Annotated in this window: 20 protein-coding genes; 14 read left to right on the top strand and 6 right to left on the bottom strand. The window is 67.3% G+C overall.

Features of this window, described 5'->3' with window-relative positions; translation table 11 throughout:
* The first annotated feature begins 8 nt into the window (after positions 1-8).
* Genes GRI99_RS13170 through GRI99_RS13160 form a run of 3 tightly spaced genes read left to right on the top strand, consistent with a single transcriptional unit; the run spans position 9 to position 2537 of the window.
* Positions 9-680 (top strand): hypothetical protein, encoded by a 672-nt coding sequence (locus tag GRI99_RS13170; protein WP_160772506.1) that lies wholly within the window; start codon positions 9-11, stop codon positions 678-680.
* A complete protein-coding gene (locus tag GRI99_RS13165) occupies positions 680-1144 on the top strand; it encodes a DUF2939 domain-containing protein (protein WP_160772505.1) in 465 nt (154 codons plus the stop codon). Before GRI99_RS13170 ends, GRI99_RS13165 begins: the two co-directional genes overlap by 1 nt.
* Positions 1145-1202: 58 nt before the next feature.
* Positions 1203-2537 carry an ABC1 kinase family protein gene (locus GRI99_RS13160; RefSeq protein WP_160772504.1) on the top strand — a complete coding sequence of 445 codons (1335 nt, stop codon included), beginning with the start codon at positions 1203-1205 and terminating at the stop codon, positions 2535-2537.
* Between the two features lie 9 nt (positions 2538-2546).
* Here the strand turns inward: GRI99_RS13160 and GRI99_RS13155 are convergent, their stop codons facing one another.
* Positions 2547-3413, bottom strand: a complete 867-nt coding sequence (locus GRI99_RS13155) for a hypothetical protein (protein ID WP_160772503.1) — start codon at positions 3411-3413, stop codon at positions 2547-2549.
* Positions 3414-3534: 121 nt separating this feature from the next.
* On the opposite strand from GRI99_RS13155, the gene cysS reads away from it, so the two are divergent.
* From cysS to GRI99_RS13135, 4 genes are all read left to right on the top strand, one after another.
* Positions 3535-5025: a cysteine--tRNA ligase gene (gene cysS, locus GRI99_RS13150; protein WP_160772502.1), complete on the top strand. Its 1491-nt coding sequence runs from the start codon at positions 3535-3537 to the stop codon at positions 5023-5025.
* Positions 5018-5980, top strand: coding sequence for a D-2-hydroxyacid dehydrogenase (locus GRI99_RS13145; protein WP_237438339.1), 963 nt, complete (start codon positions 5018-5020; stop codon positions 5978-5980). Before cysS ends, GRI99_RS13145 begins: the two co-directional genes overlap by 8 nt.
* A 113-nt stretch (positions 5981-6093) precedes the next feature.
* Complete coding sequence (locus GRI99_RS13140) at positions 6094-7767, top strand: acetolactate synthase large subunit (RefSeq protein ID WP_160772501.1); 1674 nt, start codon at positions 6094-6096, stop codon at positions 7765-7767.
* A 79-nt stretch (positions 7768-7846) separates the two neighbouring features.
* On the top strand, positions 7847-9280 hold the full coding sequence (locus GRI99_RS13135; RefSeq protein ID WP_160772500.1) for an aldehyde dehydrogenase family protein: 1434 nt from the start codon (positions 7847-7849) through the stop codon (positions 9278-9280).
* A 124-nt stretch (positions 9281-9404) separates the two neighbouring features.
* Here GRI99_RS13135 and GRI99_RS13130 read toward each other — a convergent pair whose 3' ends face one another.
* Together GRI99_RS13130 and GRI99_RS13125 are read right to left on the bottom strand one after the other, a co-directional pair.
* Positions 9405-9812 carry a hypothetical protein gene (locus tag GRI99_RS13130; RefSeq protein ID WP_237438338.1) on the bottom strand — a complete coding sequence of 136 codons (408 nt, stop codon included), beginning with the start codon at positions 9810-9812 and terminating at the stop codon, positions 9405-9407.
* Positions 9802-9990, bottom strand: a complete 189-nt coding sequence (locus tag GRI99_RS13125) for a hypothetical protein (RefSeq protein WP_160772499.1) — start codon at positions 9988-9990, stop codon at positions 9802-9804. The genes GRI99_RS13130 and GRI99_RS13125 overlap by 11 nt, the downstream gene beginning before the upstream one ends.
* Before the next feature lie 154 nt (positions 9991-10144).
* On the opposite strand from GRI99_RS13125, the gene GRI99_RS13120 reads away from it, so the two are divergent.
* Together GRI99_RS13120 and GRI99_RS13115 are read left to right on the top strand one after the other, a co-directional pair.
* Positions 10145-10774, top strand: coding sequence for a S24 family peptidase (locus GRI99_RS13120; protein WP_160772498.1), 630 nt, complete (start codon positions 10145-10147; stop codon positions 10772-10774).
* Between the two features lie 29 nt (positions 10775-10803).
* Positions 10804-11475, top strand: a complete 672-nt coding sequence (locus GRI99_RS13115; protein WP_272917410.1) for an MBL fold metallo-hydrolase — start codon at positions 10804-10806, stop codon at positions 11473-11475.
* Here the strand turns inward: GRI99_RS13115 and GRI99_RS13110 are convergent.
* Positions 11472-11867, bottom strand: a complete 396-nt coding sequence (locus tag GRI99_RS13110) for an MAPEG family protein (protein WP_160772497.1) — start codon at positions 11865-11867, stop codon at positions 11472-11474. The two genes, GRI99_RS13115 and GRI99_RS13110, sit on opposite strands and share 4 nt — an antisense overlap.
* Positions 11868-12057: 190 nt before the next feature.
* Here GRI99_RS13110 and rpmF point away from each other — a divergent pair, with 190 nt between their 5' ends.
* The 5 genes from rpmF (at position 12058) to GRI99_RS13085 (ending at position 15089) form a co-directional block, all read left to right on the top strand.
* The gene (gene rpmF, locus GRI99_RS13105; RefSeq protein WP_160772496.1) at positions 12058-12240 is read left to right on the top strand and encodes a 50S ribosomal protein L32; all 183 of its coding nucleotides are present in this window, start codon (positions 12058-12060) and stop codon (positions 12238-12240) included.
* A 27-nt stretch (positions 12241-12267) separates the two neighbouring features.
* The gene (gene plsX, locus GRI99_RS13100; protein ID WP_160772495.1) at positions 12268-13320 is read left to right on the top strand and encodes a phosphate acyltransferase PlsX; all 1053 of its coding nucleotides are present in this window, start codon (positions 12268-12270) and stop codon (positions 13318-13320) included.
* Complete coding sequence (locus GRI99_RS13095) at positions 13317-14282, top strand: beta-ketoacyl-ACP synthase 3 (RefSeq protein WP_160772494.1); 966 nt, start codon at positions 13317-13319, stop codon at positions 14280-14282. Before plsX ends, GRI99_RS13095 begins: the two co-directional genes overlap by 4 nt.
* Positions 14283-14401: 119 nt before the next feature.
* Complete coding sequence (locus tag GRI99_RS13090; RefSeq protein WP_160772620.1) at positions 14402-14698, top strand: integration host factor subunit alpha; 297 nt, start codon at positions 14402-14404, stop codon at positions 14696-14698.
* Positions 14699-14702: 4 nt separating this feature from the next.
* Complete coding sequence (locus GRI99_RS13085; RefSeq protein WP_160772493.1) at positions 14703-15089, top strand: MerR family transcriptional regulator; 387 nt, start codon at positions 14703-14705, stop codon at positions 15087-15089.
* A 498-nt stretch (positions 15090-15587) separates the two neighbouring features.
* Here the strand turns inward: GRI99_RS13085 and GRI99_RS13080 are convergent, their stop codons facing one another.
* Both GRI99_RS13080 and GRI99_RS13075 read right to left on the bottom strand, forming a co-directional pair.
* The gene (locus GRI99_RS13080) at positions 15588-16121 is read right to left on the bottom strand and encodes a histidine phosphatase family protein (protein WP_160772492.1); all 534 of its coding nucleotides are present in this window, start codon (positions 16119-16121) and stop codon (positions 15588-15590) included.
* On the bottom strand, positions 16118-18865 hold the full coding sequence (locus GRI99_RS13075) for an ATP-dependent DNA helicase (protein ID WP_160772491.1): 2748 nt from the start codon (positions 18863-18865) through the stop codon (positions 16118-16120). The genes GRI99_RS13080 and GRI99_RS13075 overlap by 4 nt, the downstream gene beginning before the upstream one ends.
* Between the last annotated feature and the right edge of the window lie 191 nt (positions 18866-19056).

Genomic DNA, 19056 nt, shown 5'->3' with positions numbered 1-19056 from the left:
TTTGGCCGATGAAGGTTGCGCGCAGAATACCCCAGGACGATCTCCTTCCCAGGGTGCTGGCCACCTACGGGATTCATGACCAGCCGTCGGACGATGCCCGCTCGCGCTTCATTTCGCGGCACATTGCCGATCTCGAAGCCTCCCCCAATGAGGCGATTTCCCGCCGCGGCTACGTGCTCAAGCGGGCCAACGAAGGGTTCGGACTGGGATACAAGGTGCCGCTGGGCGTTATCGCGGCCGGCCAAGTCATGCTTGGCATCGATCTGGCCGTGGCGGCACCATTCCTGGCCAGCAATCCGGCTGCCTTCACCACGGCGGCGATGGGGGCGATCTATTACGGCTACCAAGCGCTAGACGATCAAGAGCGCGAGGAGCTTCACCGCCAGATCGGCGCGGCGCTGGATTTCGGTGCCGAACTCGTCAAGACTCTGATCCGGTTCGTGATCGACATGATGTCTTCGCTGCTGGATTCGCAGGCGCTGGCGCAAGTGAAGGATTATCTGGCGCAAACGGCCGCCACGCTTGGGCTGACCCTGTATGACATTACCGGCAGGATGTATGATCGCATAACCGGCCTTGCCGCCGGAGTGGGTTCAGCGGCAGCAAGCGTCGGAGAGACGGCAGGTACGGCCCTGGCAAGGGGGAAAGAATTGCTTTGGCGCGCGGATCACAAGGACTGATGCGACTTCCATTTAAGCTGCTGCTGCCGGTTGCGATTGTGGCGGGTGGCTGGGCCTTTGCCAGCCCTTGGTACGCCATGTGGCGCGTGGTCACCGCTGCCGACGATGGCAACAGCGAAGAACTGCGCGAGCGGGTGGAGTTCGAGCGGGTGCGCGAAGGAATGCATGCCGATCTTCGCGCCAGCCGCGACGATGGTGATAGCGACCTGCTCGACCGGATCGGCGACGGCATCGTCACCGCAGTGGCCGGGGCGGCGATCGAAACAGCCGTGACGCCGCAGGGCCTGGCCGTGCTGCTGGACGCCAGCACCGTGATGCCGGGCGAGGACTGGTCATGGGATGTCAACCGCACCGGCCTTGACAGCTTTACCGCCGAAGCCAGCCTTCCCGATGGCCGCCCGGGGCCGCGCCTGGATTTCGAGCGTGATGGGCTGGGCTGGGTGATGGTGGGCGTGCGGCTCTGACCCACCCCGCCCAAGGTCCCTGTCGCAAGCGGCGGGTGGCCTTCCTATCTGCCATGGCATGACCGACAAGCCAGCCGCGCCCGTTACCCGAGCCATCCCGCGTGGCCGGGCGGCCCGCTTCGGCCAGTTCGGCCGGCTGGCGGGCGGCGTGGCGGGCGGGATGCTGGCCGAAGGCGCACGCCGGCTGGCCGCTGGCGAGCGCCCACAGATGCGCGACCTGATCCTGACCCCCGGCAATGTCGCGCGCGTGACCGAGCGCCTGTCGCACCTGCGCGGCGCGGCGATGAAGCTGGGGCAGATGGTTTCGATGGATGCGGGTGACGTGCTGCCGCCAGAACTGTCGCAGATCATGGCGCGCCTGCGCGACCAGGCCTACCACATGCCCCCGGCGCAGTTGCAGCAGGTGCTCAACGCCGAATGGGGCGAGGGCTGGCGCAGGCATTTCCTGCTGTTCAACCCGCGCCCCGTGGCGGCCGCCTCGATCGGGCAGGTGCACCGCGCGCAGACCCGCGACGGGCGCGACCTGGCGATCAAGGTGCAATACCCCGGCATCCGCGACAGTATCGCGGCCGATGTCGACAACGTGGCTACGCTGCTGAAGGTATCGGGCCTGCTGCCGCCAGCGCTGGACATCGCGCCGCTGCTGGAAGAGGCCAAGCGCCAGTTGGCCGAGGAGGCGGACTACCTGCGCGAGGCGGCCCAGTTGGACCACTACAGCACGCTGCTGGCAGGGGAGGAGGGCTACCTGGTCCCGGCGCTGGACCCGCAGTTCACCACCCTGAACGTGCTGGCGATGGAATTCGTGGAAGGCCGCCCGATCGAGACGCTGGCCGAAGCGCCGCAGGAGACGCGCGACGCCATGATGGCCAGCCTGTTCGCGCTGGTGCTGCGCGAACTGTTCGACCTGGGCGTGATGCAGACCGATCCCAACTTCGCGAACTATCGCTGGGATCCGGCGGGCCAGCGGCTGGTGCTGCTGGACTTCGGTGCCTGCCGCCCGGTGACGGACGAGGTGCGCGCGCGCTATCGTCGGCTGCTGGGCGCGGGGCTGGCGGAGGACCGTGATGCCATCCGCCAGGCGGCGGTGGCGGCAGGCTTCCTGTCACAGGCGGCGGCAGAGGCGCACCAGCCAGCGGTGGACCGGATGATCGATACCATCATCAATCACCTGGGCACGCCGGGGCCGCTGGATTTTGCTGACCGCAGCTTCGTGGCAGCCCTCCAGGCCGACGGGGCGACCATTGTGGCCGACCGTGCCGCCTGGCACCTGCCGCCAGCGGAGATGCTGCTGGCGCAGCGCAAGATCAGCGGCACGGCCCTGCTGGCGGCGCGGCTGAAGGCCCGGGTGGATATTCGCGCGATGGTAGCGGCGAAGCTCTCCACCATGGCGTAAACCGCCCGATCAGCGCCGCACGCGGGCGCGGGTTTCAAGGTCAGTCAAGCGCGCGTCCAGATAGGCCCGCTCCTCAGCCGTGGTGGTCAGGCGGGCATAGGCCGCCGCCAGCCGCGACAAATCGCCATGTTCCGTGCGGATCTGCGCCTGCGCCTGCGCGGTTACCGGCAGGTTGCGCAGCGCGCTCTCGATCGCGTCCAGCCGCTGCTGCGGGGTTTGCGGAGCGGGGGTGTAGGCCACATCGCCCACCCGCACGTCCAGCGCATCGAGCCGGGTGTCGAGATCCTCGCGCTCGGCATCGGTGATGACGCCATCGGCCAGATAGCCAGCCTCTACCCGCACCAGCGCGGTGTAATCGGTCTTCAGGCGGCTGCCCTGCGTGCGGCTGAGGCGGCGGGCGGAAACCTGCGCGTCCACCCGGCGGTTGAATTCGGCCTGCCCGTCGGCCACCACCGGGGTGGCCACCGCCTCGTCGGCATAGCGGCCAGCGGCAACCACGGCGGCCAGCGCGTTGTAGCGCTGCACCAGGTCGGCCCGCTCGGTAGTGTTGAAGCGGCGGTCGGCACCGTAGCGCGCCTCGAGCTGGACCAGCGCCAGGTAATCGGCCTTCAGCCGCGTGCCGGTGGCCTGGGTGATGCGCCGTTCGCGCACGGCGGTATCCACCTGCGTTTCGAACTGCACCCGGTCGGTCGCCAGCGGCGTCTGCCCGGCGGCCCACTGCGCGTCCACCGAAGCTGCGGCACCGGCCTCTACCGGCCGACCCAGCAACTGGCCCAGGATCTGGCCGATCCGGTCGCGGGTCGAGGTCTGCGCCTGCGCGGGAACGGCGGCAAGGGCAATGGCGCTGGCGGCCAGCAAGGTGGTAACAGTTCTCATGGGATATGCCCTTTATCGGGAAATTGATCGTACCCCAACAACGGACTGTCGGCACTTCCGGTTCCATGCCCATGTTGCCCGGCCTTGACCCGCGCCCCGCATCCGGCCCAAAGGCAGGCCCATGACCATGCCGCTTCGCCTGTTCAACTCGCTGACCCGCCAGATCGACGTGTTCCATCCTGTGCACCCGCACGAGGCGCGCGTCTATACCTGCGGACCCACGGTCTATAACTATCCGCACATCGGCAACATGCGCGCCTATGTCTTTGCCGACCTGCTGGGCCGCACGCTGAGCTGGAAGGGCTATCGGCTCACCCACGTGATCAACATCACCGACGTGGGCCACCTGACCGACGATGCCGACGCGGGCGAGGACAAGATGGAGAAGATGGCGGCGGAGCGCGCCCAGTCCATCTGGGATATCGCCCGCCATTATACCGAGGCCTACTGGGCCGATATCAAGGGGCTCAACATCCGCCAGCCCGCCCACTGGTCGATCGCCACCGACTATGTGCCGGACATGATCGCCTTTGCCGAGAGCATTGCAGAAAGGCATTGCTATCAACTGGATAGCGGCCTTTATTTCGACGTTTCCACGGTTGCGGACTATGGCAAGCTGGCCCGCGCGCGCACCGAGGAGGGCGAGAGCCGGATCGAGGCGGTGGCAGGCAAGCGCAACGCGGCAGACTTCGCCATCTGGCGCACCACTCCTCCGGGAGAGACGCGGCAGATGGAGTGGGACAGCCCCTGGGGCCGCGGCGCGCCGGGCTGGCACCTTGAATGCAGCGTGATGAGCGGCAAGCTGCTGGGCTTCCCCTTCGATATCCACACCGGCGGCATCGACCACCGCGAAATCCACCACCCCAACGAGATCGCCCAGAACCAGGCCTTCTGCGGCTGCGGGGGGCTCAACGAGCCCGCCAACAGCGGTGCGAACCTGTGGATGCATAACAACTTCCTGGTCGAACGTTCTGGCAAGATGAGTAAATCTTCCGGCGAGTTCCTGCGACTGCAACTGCTGATCGACAAGGGCTATGCCCCGCTGGCTTACCGCCTGATGTGCCTGCAGGCGCACTATCGCAGCGAGCTGGAGTTCAGTTGGGAAGGGCTGGAAGCCGCGCTCACCCGCCTGAAGCGCATCCTGATCGCGGTGGAACAGACCCGCGCCCGGGTGGAGGTAATGCCTCCCGCGCCCGAAGGCGGCTGGACGCTGGACGAGGCCCACGGGCATGTCGGCGGCGCGCTGCTGCCGCTGCTGGCGCGGTTCGACGAGGCGATGGCGGAAGACCTCAACAGCCCGCTGGCGCTGACCGTGTTCGAGGAAGTGCTGGGGCTGAAGAAGCTGGACCCGGAGCACAAGTTGCAGTTGATCGCGGCGATGGATGCCGTGTTGGGGCTTGGCGTGCTGCAAACCAGCCGCGCCGCGCTGCGCCTGCGACCCAGGGCGGCGACCATCACCGAACCCGAAGTGGAAGCGGTGATTGCCCAGCGCAAGCAAGCGCGGGCCGACAAGGACTTTGCCCGGTCCGACGCGCTGCGTGACGAGCTGGCCGCCAGGGGCGTGCTGGTGATGGACGGCGATCCGCTGGGCTGGGAATGGGCGCTTGGCTGAGGCAGGAATGGCGATGAAGGCCCTGCTCCCCACTTCGGTCCGCCCCATGCTGGAAGGCCGCCTGCCGGCCGGGATCGAGCCGTTGTGGTGGCGCGATGGCGACGAACTGGTGGCGCTATCCCCGCAGGCGGAAATCGGCTGGTTCGACATGTTCGACAAGACCGCGCCCAAGCAGGCTGTGGCCGGGGCCAAGGGCTTGAAGTGGCTCAACACGATCTTTTCCGGCGTGGACTGGATGCCGCTGCCTGACCTCCAGCAGCGGGGGGTGAAGCTGACCAACGGATCGGGGCTTACCGCCAACCTGGTGGCGGAATTTGCCCTCACCGCCATGCTGGGTTTCGCGCGCGGTTACCCGCAGATCGTGCGCGCCGCCGACCGTCATGAGTGGCTGCCCCCCACCCATCCGCTGGCCACCCGCGAACTGGCCGGATCGCGCGTGCTGATCCTGGGCTATGGCGCCATCGGGCAGGCGGTGGAGCGGATGCTGCACGGCTTCAGGGCGCAGGTGACCGTGGTCCGCCGCAAGGGCGGCGAGGGCGCGCTTGGGCCGGACGAGTGGCGCGAGCAGTTGCAAACGTTCGACTGGGTGGTGCTGGCCCTGCCGGGCACGCCGGAAACCAAGGGGCTGTTCGATGCCGCCACGCTGGCACGGCTGCGCAGCGATGCCGTGCTGATCAACGTGGCGCGAGCCGATGTGCTTGACCAGCAGGCCCTGATCGCCGCGCTGCATGCCGGCAAGCTGGGCGGGGCAGTGCTCGACCTGACCGACCCGGAGCCGTTGCCGGCCGATCACCCGCTATGGTCCGCTCCCAATTGCCTTGTCACCATGCACCAGGCCGGCCTGCCGACGCCGGCCACGCGGCAGGCGGCGGCGGACCGGTTCGTGGCCAACTGCACCCGCTTCCTGGCGGGCGAGGCGCTGGTATCCGAGGTCGATCTCGGCCTCGGCTATTAGGGCCTGACTCTCCCCATCCGCTCTGATAGCATCGCGCCAGGGCAACAGCCCGTGGTCGCATAATCCGGTTCGTGCCTGGCAACGGGCGCGGCCAAGCGGGGGGATTTGGGATCATGGCAGACAGTGCGGCCGCCAGCGGCAAACAGAAAGCATCGGACCTTTTCATTCAATGCCTTGAGGAAGAAGGCTGCGAATATATCTTCGGCGTGCCGGGCGAGGAGAACCTTGATTTCCTCGACTCGCTATCCCGCTCGAAAAAGATCAGGCTGATCCTCACCCGGCATGAGCAGGGCGCCGGCTTCATGGCCGCCACCTATGGCCGCCACACCGGCAAGACCGGGGTGTGCATCGCCACGCTGGGGCCGGGGGCCACCAACTTCGTTACCGCCGCTGCCTATGCCCAGTTGGGCGGGATGCCGATGATGATGATCACCGGCCAGAAGCCGATCAAGAAGAGCAAGCAGGGCCGCTTCCAGATCCTTGACGTGGTGGCCATGATGGGGCCGATCACCAAGTATACCCACCAGCTTGCAGCGGGGGACAACATCCCCAGCCGCGTGCGCGAGGCCTATCGTCTGGCCGAGGAGGAAAAGCCCGGCGCGGTCCACCTGGAGTTCCCCGAGGACATTGCCGAGGAACTGACCGACAGCCGCCCCATCCAGCGCTCGGTAGCGCGCCGCCCCTCGGCCGAGGAAAAGGCCGTGCGCCACGCGGTGAAGGAGATCGAGGCGGCCAAGGCCCCGGTGCTGGTGATCGGCGCGGGCGCCAACCGCAAGCTGTGCGGGCGGATGCTGCTGCAGTTCGTCGAGAAGACCGGCATCCCCTTCCTGACCACCCAGATGGGCAAGGGCGTGATTGACGAGCGGCACCCCAAGTTCCTGGGCTGCGCGGCGCTCTCCGCCGGGGATTTCGTCCACCGCGCGGTGGAGGATGCCGACCTGATCATCAACGTGGGCCACGACGTGATCGAGAAGCCGCCGTTCTTCATGCGTGCCGGCGGGCCCAAGGTGATCCACGTCTCCACCCGCACGGCGGAGGTGGACCCGGTCTATTTCCCGCAGATCGAGGTGATCGGCGATATCGCCAACGCCATCTGGCAGATGAAGGAGGATATCTCTCCCAACCTTAGCTGGAACTTCGATCACATGCTGGCCTATCACAGGGCCGAGCTGGAGCACACCAACCGCCTGGCGGCGGACACCCGCTTCCCGATCTTCCCGCCGCACCTGGTGCAGCAGATCCGCGATTGCCAGCCACACGACGGCATCATCTGCCTGGATAACGGGGTCTACAAGATCTGGTTCGCGCGCGGCTATTGCGCCTACCTGCCCAACACCGTGCTGCTGGATAACGCGCTGGCGACGATGGGGGCAGGGCTGCCATCCGCAATGATGAGCGCCATGCTCTATCCCGATCGCAACGTGATCGCGGTGTGCGGCGATGGCGGCTTCATGATGAACGACCAGGAGATGGAAACGGCGGTGCGCCTGGGCCTGCACCTGACCATCGTGATCCTGCGCGACGATGCCTATGGCATGATCCGCTGGAAGCAGGCCAACATGGGCTTTGCCGATTTCGGCCTCACCTATGGCAACCCGGACTTCGTCAAATTTGCGGAAAGCTTCGGGGCCAAGGGGCACCGGGTTGAGAGCAGCGATCACTTGCGCGAACTGCTGGCCCACTGCCGCGATACGCCGGGCGTGCACCTGATCGATTGCCCGGTCGATTACTCGGAGAACGACCAGATCCTGAACAAGGACATCAAGGAGCTGTCGAAGGCGTTGTGAAGCCCTTCGTCACCCCGGCGCAGGCCGGGGTCCAGATCAACGGTCGGGGCTGGATCCCGGCCTGCGCCGGGATGACGACATGCAGTTGAAGGACACCTACCCGCTCTACCTCAACAACAAGGCGGTGCAGCCGAACACCGATCTTGAGGTGACCGACAAGTACACCGGCAAGGTGGCCTTCCGCACGGCCCTCGCCACGCCCGACGTGATCGAGGAAGCCATCGCCGGGGCCGTCCGTGCGGCAGAACCGATGGCGCGACTGGCCAGCTATGAAAAGCAGGACGTGCTGATTCACTGCGTCGCCCGTTTCAGGGAGCGGTTCGACGAGCTGGCCTATGCCCTGTGCATCGAGGCGGGCAAGCCGATCAAGGATGCGGAAGGCGAGGTGGGCCGGCTGATCGATACCTTCCGCATCGGCGCGGAAGAGGCGGTGCGCAATTATGGCGAGGTCCAGCCGCTCGACATTTCGCCACGAGCCAAGGGCTATATGGGTATGTGGAAGCGGGTGCCGATCGGGCCGTGCAGCTTCATCTCGCCGTTCAACTTCCCGCTCAACCTGGCGGCGCACAAGATCGCGCCGGCCATAGCCATGGGTTGCCCCTTCGTGATGAAGCCCGCCAGCATGACCCCGCTGGGCGCGATCATCATGGGCGAGGTGCTGGCCGAGTGCGACGTGCTGCCGGAAGGCGCTTTCTCCATCTTGCCGGCCAGCCGCGCGGGTGCGGACCTGTTCACCACCGATGAGCGGCTGAAGCTGCTGTCCTTCACCGGCAGTCCCGGCGTGGGCTGGGACCTGAAGGCCAAGGCCGGCAAGAAAAAAGTGGTGCTGGAACTGGGCGGCAACGCGGCGGTGATCGTGGACCGGGATGCCGACCTGAACCACGCGCTGGAGCGGATCATCTTCGGTGCCTTTTACCAGAGCGGGCAAAGCTGCATCGGCGTGCAGCGCATCCTGATCCACGCCGACATCTATGACGAGTTCAAGGCCATGCTGGTGGCCAAGACTGCCACGCTGGTGGCGGGTGATCCCAAGGACCGTAACACCTTCATCGGGCCGATGATCTCGGCCAAGGAAGCCCAGCGGCTGAAAGGCTGGATCGACGAGGCGGTGTCTGCCGGGGCCACCCTGCTGTGCGGCGGCAAGCTGGACGGCGCGATGCTGGAGGCGACCCTGCTGGAGAATGTGCCGCAATTCTGCGCCGCAATGACCGAGGAAGCCTTCGGCCCGCTCGCCAACCTGCAGAAGTTCACCGACTGGGACGAGGCACTGGCCGAGGTCAACAACTCCAAGTTCGGCCTGCAGGCAGGCATTTTTACGCGCGACATCCACAAGGTGCTGGAAGCCTGGGACGTGCTGGACGTGGGCGGCGTGGTGGTGAACGATGTCTCCAGCTACCGCGTGGACAATATGCCTTATGGCGGGGTCAAGGATTCCGGTCTCGGCCGTGAAGGCGTGCGCTTTGCCATGGAGGACATGAGCGAGATCAGGAACCTGGTGATCCGGAGAATTTGAGGTTTGGTGAGGCCCATCCGGGCCTCACACACTCGGTGCAGTTCCCTCCGGCTGCGCCCGCGGGGCACCTGCGGGCGGACAGTCGCCTTGCGGGCTGCCTTCGCAGCCCGATGGCGTCTTCGATCTAGCCCTCTTCCAGCAGCAGCAGCTCGGTCGTCACCCGCAGTACGGGCGGCTCAAGCTGGTGATCAACCTCCACCACGGCGGCATCGGCCACAAGCTGGCCGGGCAGGGTAAATTCGTGCTCCGGCAGGAAGGCGATGAAGCATTCGCCCGCCTCCACGCCTTCCGCCCCGCGGAATTCCAGCACCACCCGGTGGCGCGTGCCGGCAAAGGTGACGCTGGCCCAGGCGCTCTCCGTGTGGGAGAGCACGGTCGCCTTGCCCTGCGCCAGGTCGGCCAGCGCTTCCAGCAGCCGCTCGCCGGGAGAGCGGCGACGGCGCAGGCCCAGCCGGGCGCGCGGGCGGGCCGGGGCCTGGCGCAGCAGCGGGGCAGTGGCACGGCTTTCGGCAGACTTGAATTCAATACGCATGAGTGCGCTCCGCAAAAGTGTTCATGAAATGTTCCACCCGTGCTTCCATTGCGGCACGGGGGGTGCGGCCCGACCTCAGGTCGAGCACCAGCCGGGGATCGCGCGCGGCCATGCGGCCGAACTTGGTGGCGGGCATGCCTGTGCGGCGCAGGAATACCTCGATCTTACGGATGAGCACGGGCTGTTCTCCTTTCCCCCATCGTTGTGGTCCGTCCCGGCGACTCCGGCTTTGCGGGAGAATCGCCGTTGCCCTGTTGGTGATCGGCGAAATCCTACTTGTCTAGGAAAAATACATCATGTATCCCGCAATCACGCGACGAAGGTGAATTGGCATGATGCAGGCACGGCTTAAACTGGGCGAACTGGCTCGTGAACGAGGTGCCAGCCTGGCATCACTGTCCCGCATGCTGGGTCGTAATACTACCTATTTACAGCAGTATATTTCCAAGGGCAGCCCGCGGAAGCTGGAGGAGGAAGATCGGCGCAAGCTGGCCCGCTATTTCGGCGTGGCCGAGACGGAACTCGGTGCATCGCAGGAAATTTCCTACGATGCGAATCGGGAGTGGGTCGATGTGCCGCGCCTGCCGGTGGAAGCCTCTGCCGGGCCGGGGGCAGCTCCGGAAGGTGACCAGCCGTTTGACAGCTTCCGCTTCTCGCAGCGCTGGCTGCGCGAGCAGGGGCTGGAACCGGGCAAGCTGTCCGCCGTGCGCGTAGTGGGCGATTCGATGGAGCCGCTGCTGCGCGAGGGAGATGACCTGCTGGTCGACATGGCCGAGCGCCCGTTCCGCGACGGGATCTACGTGCTGCGGCTGGACGAGAACCTGTTGGTGAAGCGCGTCACCAGCCAGGGCGGCGGGCGCTTCTCGCTGCTCAGCCAGAACCTGTCGTACCCCCCGCTGTCGGTGATGGCGGAAGACATGCAGCTTCTCGGCCGCGTGGTGTGGAAGAGCGGGCGGTTGTAATTGCCGCGCAGCAGCGCCACTAACCACGCATGACCGACAAGCCCGAGCCGCCTTTGCGCGCCGCGATCATTCCCGTTACCGCGTTCGAGCAGAACTGCACCCTGATCTGGTGTTCGGCCACGATGAAGGGCGCGCTGGTCGATCCCGGCGGCGACCTGGACAAGCTGAAGGCGGCGGTGGCCCATTATGGTGTGGAGCTGGAAAAGATCCTGCTGACCCACGGCCACGCCGACCATTGCGGCCAGTCCGGAATGCTGGCGAAGGAGCTGGGCCTGCCGATCGAGGGCCCACACGAGGCGGACCGGTTCTGGATCGCCCGGCTGGAAGACGATGGCCCGCGCTTCGGCATGCATTGCGAGATCTTCGAGCCCGACCGCTGGCTGGTGGATGGCGACACGGTGAGCGTGGGCAATCTCACGCTGGAGGTGATCCACTGCCCCGGCCACACCCCCGGTCACGTGGTCTTCTTTCATCGCCCCACCAACCTGGCGCTGGTGGGGGACGTGCTGTTTGCCGGCTCCATCGGCCGCACCGATTTTCCCATGGGCAACCACCAGGACCTGATCGACGCGATCACCGGCAAGCTGTGGCCGCTGGGCCATGACGTGGTCTTTGTGCCCGGCCACGGGGCACGCAGCACCTTTGGCCAGGAGCGGCTGACCAATTCCTTCGTGGCCGACCGGGTGCTGGTGGGCGGTTAAACCACGCGAAACGCCACCAGCGCCGCCCACACGGCCCACAGCAGCAGCAGGGGCAAGGTTAGCAGCATCCCGATCATGCGCGGCCTGGTGGGGCCTTCGCCGTCCATACCCAGCGCGTGCAGCACGCGGCCCAGCATGAAGGCGAGGGCAGAAAGGCCCAGCAGCCAGCCATCCTGGCCGGCCAGGTCCAGCAGCAGGATCAGCACCAGGGCGATGGGGGTGTATTCGGTGAAATTGCTCTGCGCCCGCATCCGGCGATAGAGCAGCCCGTTGCCGCCATCGCCGTGGAGGATCTTGTCCTTGACGCGGATCGATCCGCAGCGCCAGCCCAGCCAGCCGGTGATCAGCCCCGCCAATGCGGCTGCGAGCAGCGAAATATGCAGGTCTTCCATAGGTGATCCCCCCTTGTCCGGTGCCGCAGGTTAGGGCCGGACATCATGGGTTGCAACGCGGGACAATTGCTCTATAGCGCGCGCCTTCGTTGCTTCCCGGATCAGGTCGAACGCCGTGCTTGCGCGGTCCCGCTGCCTGCCCTAGGGGCGACTGCAACATATTCTGCAAATTCAAGGAACAGGTGCCGAGATGGCCGTCCCTAAGAGAAAAACTTCGCCGCACCGTCGTGGCAACCGCCGGTCCCACGATTCGCTGAAGGTGGAAGCCTTCCATGAATGCGGCAACTGCGGCGAACTGAAGCGCCCGCACAACCTGTGCCCGGCCTGCGGCCACTACAACGGCCGCCAGATTCTCGAGCCCAAGGGCCTCTAAGGCCTTATATTCGGGGGTATTGCGCACATGAGCCTTCCGCGTATCGCGATTGATGCGATGGGCGGCGATGAGGGCGTGCGCGTGATGGTTTCCGGCGCGGCCCTGGCCCGCCGGCGGCACGAGCAGTTCAAGTTCCTGCTGGTGGGGGACGAGGCGCGGATCAAGGCCGCGCTGGACAATCACCCCAACATGCGCGGGGCATCCGAAATCCTGCATTGCGACGATGTGGTGGCGGGCGACGAGAAGCCCACCGCCGCGCTGCGCCGTGCCAAGACCACCAGCATGGGCCTGGCTATCGCCGCCGTCAAAAGCGGGGATTGCGGGGCGGCGGTCAGCGGCGGGAACACCGGCGCACTGATGGCCATGAGCAAGCTGGCCCTGCGCACCATGCCGGGGATTGACCGGCCCGCGCTGGCCGGCCTGATGCCCACGCTTGGCGATGATGACGTGGTCATGCTGGACCTCGGCGCCAACACCGAGTGCGATGCCCGCAACCTGGTGCAGTTCGCCGTGATGGGCGCGGCCTATTCGCGCATCGTCACCGGCAAGTCTGCCCCCAGCGTGCGCCTGCTGAACATCGGTACCGAAGAGATCAAGGGCACCGACCGGTTGCAGGAAGCCGCCGCCATGCTGCGCGCGGCATCGGGGCTGTCGCTCGATTTCCAGGGCTTCATCGAAGCCGACAAGATCAACCGCGGCCTGGTGGACGTGGTGGTGACCGACGGCTTTTCCGGCAATATCGCCCTGAAGGCCATCGAAGGCTCCGCCCGCTTCGTGACCGACCTGCTGAAGACGGCGTTCCGTTCCTCGATCCGCTCGAAGTTCGGCTTCCTCGTCTCGCGCCCGGCGACAGAGCTACTGCGCCACCATCTCGATCCCAACAACCACAACGGCGGCGTCTTCCTGGGCCTCAATGGCGTGGTGGTGAAAAGCCACGGCAGCGCCAACGTGAACGGCGTGGCCAATGCGGTGAACGTCACCGCGCGACTGCTGGAGGAAAGCCTGACCGAGCGTATCCTGGCCGACCTGGCCGAACTGGGCGAAGCGCGCCTGCGCGACAACGGGAGCACAGCCAAGTGAGGCGGGCCGTTTTCCTGGGCTGCGGCTCGGCCCTGCCCAAGCGCGTGCTGACCAACGACGAACTGGCCAAGCAGGTCGACACCAGCGACGAGTGGATTCGCGAGCGGACCGGCATAACCCAGCGCTATGTCGCAGGCGAGGGCGAGACCACCGCCACGCTGGCCACTGAAGCCGCGCGCAAGGCGCTGGCCGATGCCGGCCTGACCATTGCCGATATCGACCTGATCGTGCTGGGGACGACCACGCCGGACTATACCTTCCCCTCCACCGCCACTGTGGTGCAGGCGGCGCTGGGCGGCCACGGCTTCCCGGCGTTTGACGTGGCGGCGGTGTGCACCGGCTTCATCTATGCGCTGGGCACGGCGGAAGCGATGATCCGCACGGGCCTGGCCAACAAGGCGCTGGTGATCGGCGCCGAGACGCTGACCCGGCTTATCGACTGGGAAGACCGCACCACCTGCGTGCTGTTCGGCGACGGGGCGGGGGCCTTCGTGATCGGTGCGGGCGCGGAGGGTGATGACACAACCGGCTTCCTGGCCACCCAGCTTCATGCCGATGGGGCGCAGCGCGAGCTGCTCTACACCGATGGCGGCCCCTCCACCACGGGCACCGTGGGCAAGATGCGGATGAAGGGGCGCGAGGTGTTCCGCCATGCCGTCACCAACCTGGCCCAGGTGCTGGAGGACGTGCTGGTAAAGGCCGGCTATACCGCGCAGGATATCGACTGGGTGGTGCCGCACCAGGCCAATGCCCGCATCCTCGATGCCACCGCGCGCAAGCTGGGCCTGCCGATGAGCCAGGTGGTGGTGACCGTGGACCAGCACGCCAACACCTCGGCCGCATCGGTGCCGCTGGCCTTCGATGCCGCGTGGCGCGATGGCCGCATCAAGCGCGGGCAACTGGTGATGCTGGAAGCGATGGGTGGCGGCTTCACCTGGGGTGCCAGCCTGCTGCGCGTCTGACCGCGACGTCCGGAGTCCAATCCGGGGACAGTTTGTGTGCTAACCTTGCCAAGCGGCGGGGATGTCTGCATTAATGTATGCGGTCGCGTTATTTCAGGGAGTTTCCATAGATGGATTCCATGCGCTCTGTCGGGACGCTGACCCGTGCCGATCTGGCTGAAACGATCAACCGCAAGATGGGCTTCTCGCGCGCCGAGAGCCTGGACCTGGTGGAATCGATCCTGGCCAAGATGTGCGGCGCCATGGCCGATGGCGAGAATGTGAAGATTTCCGGTTTCGGCACCTTCATCCTGCGCGACAAGAAGCAGCGCATCGGCCGCAATCCCAAGACGGGCGTGGAAGTGCCGATCACCCCGCGCCGCGTGCTCACCTTCCGTGCCAGCCAGAAGCTGAAGGACCGGGTCCTCAAGGGCTGAGCAGATGCCGGATACGCCTTTCCTCTTCAACGATGGCAAGGCCCCCGACGCCATGCGGACGATCGGGGAAGTGGCCGAAGGGCTGGGCATCCGGCAACACATCCTGCGCTATTGGGAACAGCAGTTCCCCATGCTCCAGCCACTGAAGCGCAGCGGCGGGCGGCGCCTCTATCGCCCGCAGGACGTGGCCCTGGTGGCCACGATCGACCGGCTGGTGAACCGGGAAGGCTATACCTTGAAAGGCGCGCGCGCCGTGCTGGCGGGCGGGGGCGTGGCGGCCCCGGCTGAGCGCTCTGCTGCCGCGCAGGCGGGCAGCGCCTCGCTGGCCGAAGTGCGCCAGCGGCTGGATGCCATCCGCCACCGGCTGGCAGGGGCCCTGCAGGCGGGGTAAGTGCTTGCTCCATCCCCCCTCTGGGCGGGGGGCGTTTGTGGACGGGTGAGAAGCAGCGAGCGCCGTTTGCGTTGGCACACCCTCACCCAACCCTCTGCCAAGGGGAGAGGGTTATTGCGCAGAAAACACTTTCCTACAGCACTCGGAATAGTGCAGCCCGATTCGCGTCCGATGCGTCTGGCCAGAGCAGCGGATGGGCCATCCTCCGGTTCTTCGGAACGCGGAGGAAATGACCGGCGCGGGCGTCCCGGTGTTCAGCCGAACGTTCGCACCAGGCATGGCCGCCACGCGAGTGCTGGCTCCCGTCGCATCTGAAGCTGGGGGTTGGCCGCGGGCCGGCGGCAACAAATCTCGACGCGATTACAAGTAACCTAGCTACCCAAAGCGTCGTCGAGTCCGGGCACAGAATGCGGCAACCCCGCGCCGGTCATTTGCTCTCCCCCATACTTTCTTGGGGTCCACCCCGGCAGCCCCAAGGCTGGCCGGGCCAGCGGCGCATCAGCCAACCCCCACGGGCCCCAGCGCGGGATCGAGGTCGCGCGGGCGGGCGAAGTGGGTCAGCCGGCCGCAGCCGGGCCGCGCGTCGCGCCAGTCGGCAATGTCCAGTTCCAGCACGGCGAAGGCGGCGGTGGGGAATTTCTCCAGCAGGTCCCCGAACTGGTCGTTTTCCGCCTCGGCCGGGACCAGTTGCAGCACCAGTTCCTGCAGGCCGGGGTTGTGGCCCGCCAGCAGCACGGCGCGCGCATCGCCGCCATGCTCGCGCAGCAGGCCCAGCAGCGTGGCCGCATCACCCAGGTAGGCCTCGTCCGCAAAGGTGATGGGCTGGGGCAGTTCGCTGGCGGCGAGGGTGGCCTTCACCCGCGCGGCCGGGCTGGCAATGATCTTGTCCCACTGTTCGCCGTGGGCGACGATGTGCGCGCCCATCAGCGCGGCGCCCTTCTTGCCCCGCTTGTTCAGCCCGCGATCGAAATCGCGCAGCGTCAGGTCATCCCAGTCCGACTTGGCGTGGCGCAGCAGGCCCAGCAGTTTCACCGCGCATCATCCTTTGCCGTCGCGTCCTGAGGGGGGGATCCTAGCAGGACAGGGCGCTGAAGGCGATGCAAAGTCTCCTCCAGCGTCAGCCGCAGCACCGGTGTGCCAGGTGGAAAGGCGCTGGCCAGGCGGCTGGGGAAGGCGGGCGAGAGGACGATGAAATGGCCCCTGTCGTCCTTGCTGCGGATCAGCCGCCCGAAGGCCTGCGCCAGCCGCGCGCGGATGATCCGGTCATCGTGGGCCGAGCCCCCTTGCGCGGCGCGGCGGGCGCGGTGGAGGATCGACGGCTTGGGCCAGGGCACCTGTTCCAGCACCACGCAGCGCAAGCTCTCGCCCGGCACGTCCACCCCGTCACGCAGGGCATCGGTGCCCAGCAGGCTGGCCTTGGGATCGTCGCGGAAGATGTCCACCAGCGTGCCGGTGTCGATCGGGTCGACATGCTGGGCATAGAGCGGCAGGCCGGCGCGGGCGAGCCGGTCGGCGATCCGGCCGTGGACCGCGCGCAGGCGTCGGATGGCGGTGAACAGGCCCAGCACACCGCCGCCGCTGGCCTCGATGATGCGGGCATAGGCCCCGGCCAGCGCCGCCAGGTCCCCCTTGGGCACATCGGTGATGATCAGCACCTCGGCGCGGCTTGCATAGTCGAACGGGCTTTCCGCCTCGGTCTGCATCGGCACCAGGTCCAGCCACGGCGCGCCGGAGCGAGCCACCGCGCTGGCCCAGCCATCGCCTTCGCCACCGCGATCGGTCAGGGTGGCGCTGGTCAGCATCACCCCGTGCGTGCCGGCCAGCACGGTGCGCGCGAAAGGGCGCATGGGATCGAGGTAGCGGCGGTGCAGGCCCACATCGTATTCGCGCGCGTCCGAGCGGTCGACCGCCAGCCAGTCCACGAAATCGGGGTCCGTGGGGCCGCCCAGCCGGTCCAGCATGGCTTCCCACGCCGCCAGCATGTCGATCCGCCAGGTGAGCGAATGGCGCGCCCCTTCGATCCGCGCGCGGCCCTGGCCGTCCAGCCAGTCGGGCGCTTCGGCCATGATCGCCTCCAGCCGCAGGCCCAGGCGGATCAGCGGCTGGCGAATGGCGGCCAGCGCCGCCGCGGCTTCCCCGGCAAGCTGGACCACCGGCCCATCAAGCTGCGCGGCCTCGGTCTCGATGCCATAACCGGCATCCTGGCCGCCACTCTCATCACGCGCGTATGTCGTGGCTCGCAGGGCCGCGAACAGGTGTTCCAGCGGGCCGCTGGGCTGGCCTTCCGCCAGCCGTTGCAGCCAGCCGGAGGCGGGCAGGGCCTCGGCCGCATCGCAGGCGGCGGCCACGGCGCGCCCGCCCGCCTCGTCATAGCTGGCAACGTCTGCCAGTCGCGCGGCAAGACCCCGGCGGCGGCCCTTCAATCCGCGCTCCGGCCCCAGCAGCCAGCGCTTCAGTTCCATCGTCTCCATGCCGGTCAGCGCGGCGGCGAAGGTGGAATCGGCGGCATCGAACACGTGATGCCCTTCATCGAACACGATGCGGGTGGGGCGCTGGGCATGGTCGCGCCCGCGCGCGGCGTTGACCATCACCAGGGCGTGGTTGGCGATCACCAGGTCCGCCTGGACGCTGGCCCGCGCGGCGCGCTCGATAAAGCACTTCCGGTAGTGCGGGCAGCCGGCATAGATGCACTCGCCGCGCTGGTCGGTGAGGCTGCGGATCGCGCGGTTGCGGAATAGCGTGCCCAGCCAGCCGGGCAGGTCACCGCCGATCATGTCGCCATCGCGGCTGTAGGCGGCCCAGCGCGCCACCAGTTGCGCCAGCACCGCTGCCCGCCCGCCGAAGCCGCCCTGCAGGGCATCTTCCAGGTTGAGCAGGCAGAGGTAGTTCTCGCGCCCCTTGCGGATCACCACCGGGCGGCTGCCATCGGCCCGCCGTTCCGGCCAGGCGCGGGCGCTTTCGGTGCGGAGCTGGCGCTGGAGGTTCTTGGTATAGGTGGACACCCAGACGGTGCCGCCCGTCTGTTCCGCCCACAGCGAGGCGGGGGCGAGGTAGCCCAGCGTCTTGCCGATGCCGGTGCCGGCCTGGGCCAGCAGCATGTGCGGGGCATCGGCGCGAGGGCGGGGGGCGAACACGCGCGCGGCCTCGCGGGTATAGGCGCGCTGCCCGGGGCGCTGTTCCGCGCCGCTACCGGTGAGGCTCTCCAGCCGCTGCTCGACCGCTGCGGGATCCAGCGTCACCTGCGCGGGCTGGGGCCGTTCGGGCGCTTCCTCCCACTCGGGCAGGCGGGCGAACAGCCAGCGCTCCGCCCGTTCCGGCTGGCGCAAGTGCGGGGCGATCACCGGGGCCCAGGGCCAGCGCAGGCGGGCGAGCGATTGCAGGCTGGACCAGGCGCCTTCGCGCTCGGCCCAGTCATCGCTCTCGCACCGGGCGAGCAGGGCACCGGCAGCCTGCTGCAACAGGCGCGACACATCGGCATCGTCCCCCGGTTGCGGCAGGCCCAGCGCATCGGCCAGGCCGTGCGGGGTGGGCACGCAGAAACGGGCCGGGTGGACGAAGGCGAACAGCTCCAGCAGGTCCAGCCCGGAAAGATCCGGATAGCCCAGCCGCGTGGCCACCAGCGGGGCGTTCAGCAGCAGCAGCGGGGTATCGGCGGCAGCCATCACCGCCTCCCCCTTGCCCAGGCCGCGGGTCTGCGCGCCCGTTGGCCCTGGGGCAGAGCGCAGCCAGCATCCGGCATGGCTGGCATGAAGCGCGGGGAGAGGCACGGAATCCATTGCCCCCGGTGCATGCCGCTGGCGGAACGAAAAGTAAACGCAAGGGTGCCCGGATTGGCGGGGATTTGTGCGTAATGGCCCTCCGGTCATCGTGCAGCAACGGCGGCCTGCCGCGCCACACTCCAGAAATTCGTAGGTATTTCAGAATTCTATCAGCTTGCTGAACGCCGGTTCACGGAACCCGGCGCGGG

Origin of the sequence: Alteraurantiacibacter buctensis (genome assembly GCF_009827655.1) — a bacterium.
In the GTDB taxonomy this organism is placed as follows: Bacteria; Pseudomonadota; Alphaproteobacteria; order Sphingomonadales; family Sphingomonadaceae; genus Alteraurantiacibacter; species Alteraurantiacibacter buctensis.
Note: the sequence above shows the minus strand (reverse complement) of the source record. Positions and strands in the feature narration are given on the sequence as shown.

Excerpts from the sequence above, each read along its gene's own strand:
- GRI99_RS13090 (WP_160772620.1), top strand. The coding sequence starts at position 14,402 with ATGCGCTCTGTCGGGACGCTGACCCGTGCCGATCTGGCTGAAACGATC.
- GRI99_RS13075 (WP_160772491.1), bottom strand. The coding sequence starts at position 18,865 with ATGGATTCCGTGCCTCTCCCCGCGCTTCATGCCAGCCATGCCGGATGC.
- GRI99_RS13120 (WP_160772498.1), top strand. The coding sequence starts at position 10,145 with ATGATGCAGGCACGGCTTAAACTGGGCGAACTGGCTCGTGAACGAGGT.
- plsX (WP_160772495.1), top strand. The coding sequence starts at position 12,268 with ATGAGCCTTCCGCGTATCGCGATTGATGCGATGGGCGGCGATGAGGGC.
- GRI99_RS13155 (WP_160772503.1), bottom strand. The coding sequence starts at position 3,413 with ATGAGAACTGTTACCACCTTGCTGGCCGCCAGCGCCATTGCCCTTGCC.
- GRI99_RS13130 (WP_237438338.1), bottom strand. The coding sequence starts at position 9,812 with ATGCGTATTGAATTCAAGTCTGCCGAAAGCCGTGCCACTGCCCCGCTG.
- GRI99_RS13165 (WP_160772505.1), top strand. The coding sequence starts at position 680 with ATGCGACTTCCATTTAAGCTGCTGCTGCCGGTTGCGATTGTGGCGGGT.
- GRI99_RS13170 (WP_160772506.1), top strand. The coding sequence starts at position 9 with ATGAAGGTTGCGCGCAGAATACCCCAGGACGATCTCCTTCCCAGGGTG.
- GRI99_RS13160 (WP_160772504.1), top strand. The coding sequence starts at position 1,203 with ATGACCGACAAGCCAGCCGCGCCCGTTACCCGAGCCATCCCGCGTGGC.
- GRI99_RS13135 (WP_160772500.1), top strand. The coding sequence starts at position 7,847 with ATGCAGTTGAAGGACACCTACCCGCTCTACCTCAACAACAAGGCGGTG.
- GRI99_RS13115 (WP_272917410.1), top strand. The coding sequence starts at position 10,804 with ATGACCGACAAGCCCGAGCCGCCTTTGCGCGCCGCGATCATTCCCGTT.
- GRI99_RS13110 (WP_160772497.1), bottom strand. The coding sequence starts at position 11,867 with ATGGAAGACCTGCATATTTCGCTGCTCGCAGCCGCATTGGCGGGGCTG.
- GRI99_RS13140 (WP_160772501.1), top strand. The coding sequence starts at position 6,094 with ATGGCAGACAGTGCGGCCGCCAGCGGCAAACAGAAAGCATCGGACCTT.
- GRI99_RS13085 (WP_160772493.1), top strand. The coding sequence starts at position 14,703 with ATGCCGGATACGCCTTTCCTCTTCAACGATGGCAAGGCCCCCGACGCC.
- cysS (WP_160772502.1), top strand. The coding sequence starts at position 3,535 with ATGACCATGCCGCTTCGCCTGTTCAACTCGCTGACCCGCCAGATCGAC.
- rpmF (WP_160772496.1), top strand. The coding sequence starts at position 12,058 with ATGGCCGTCCCTAAGAGAAAAACTTCGCCGCACCGTCGTGGCAACCGC.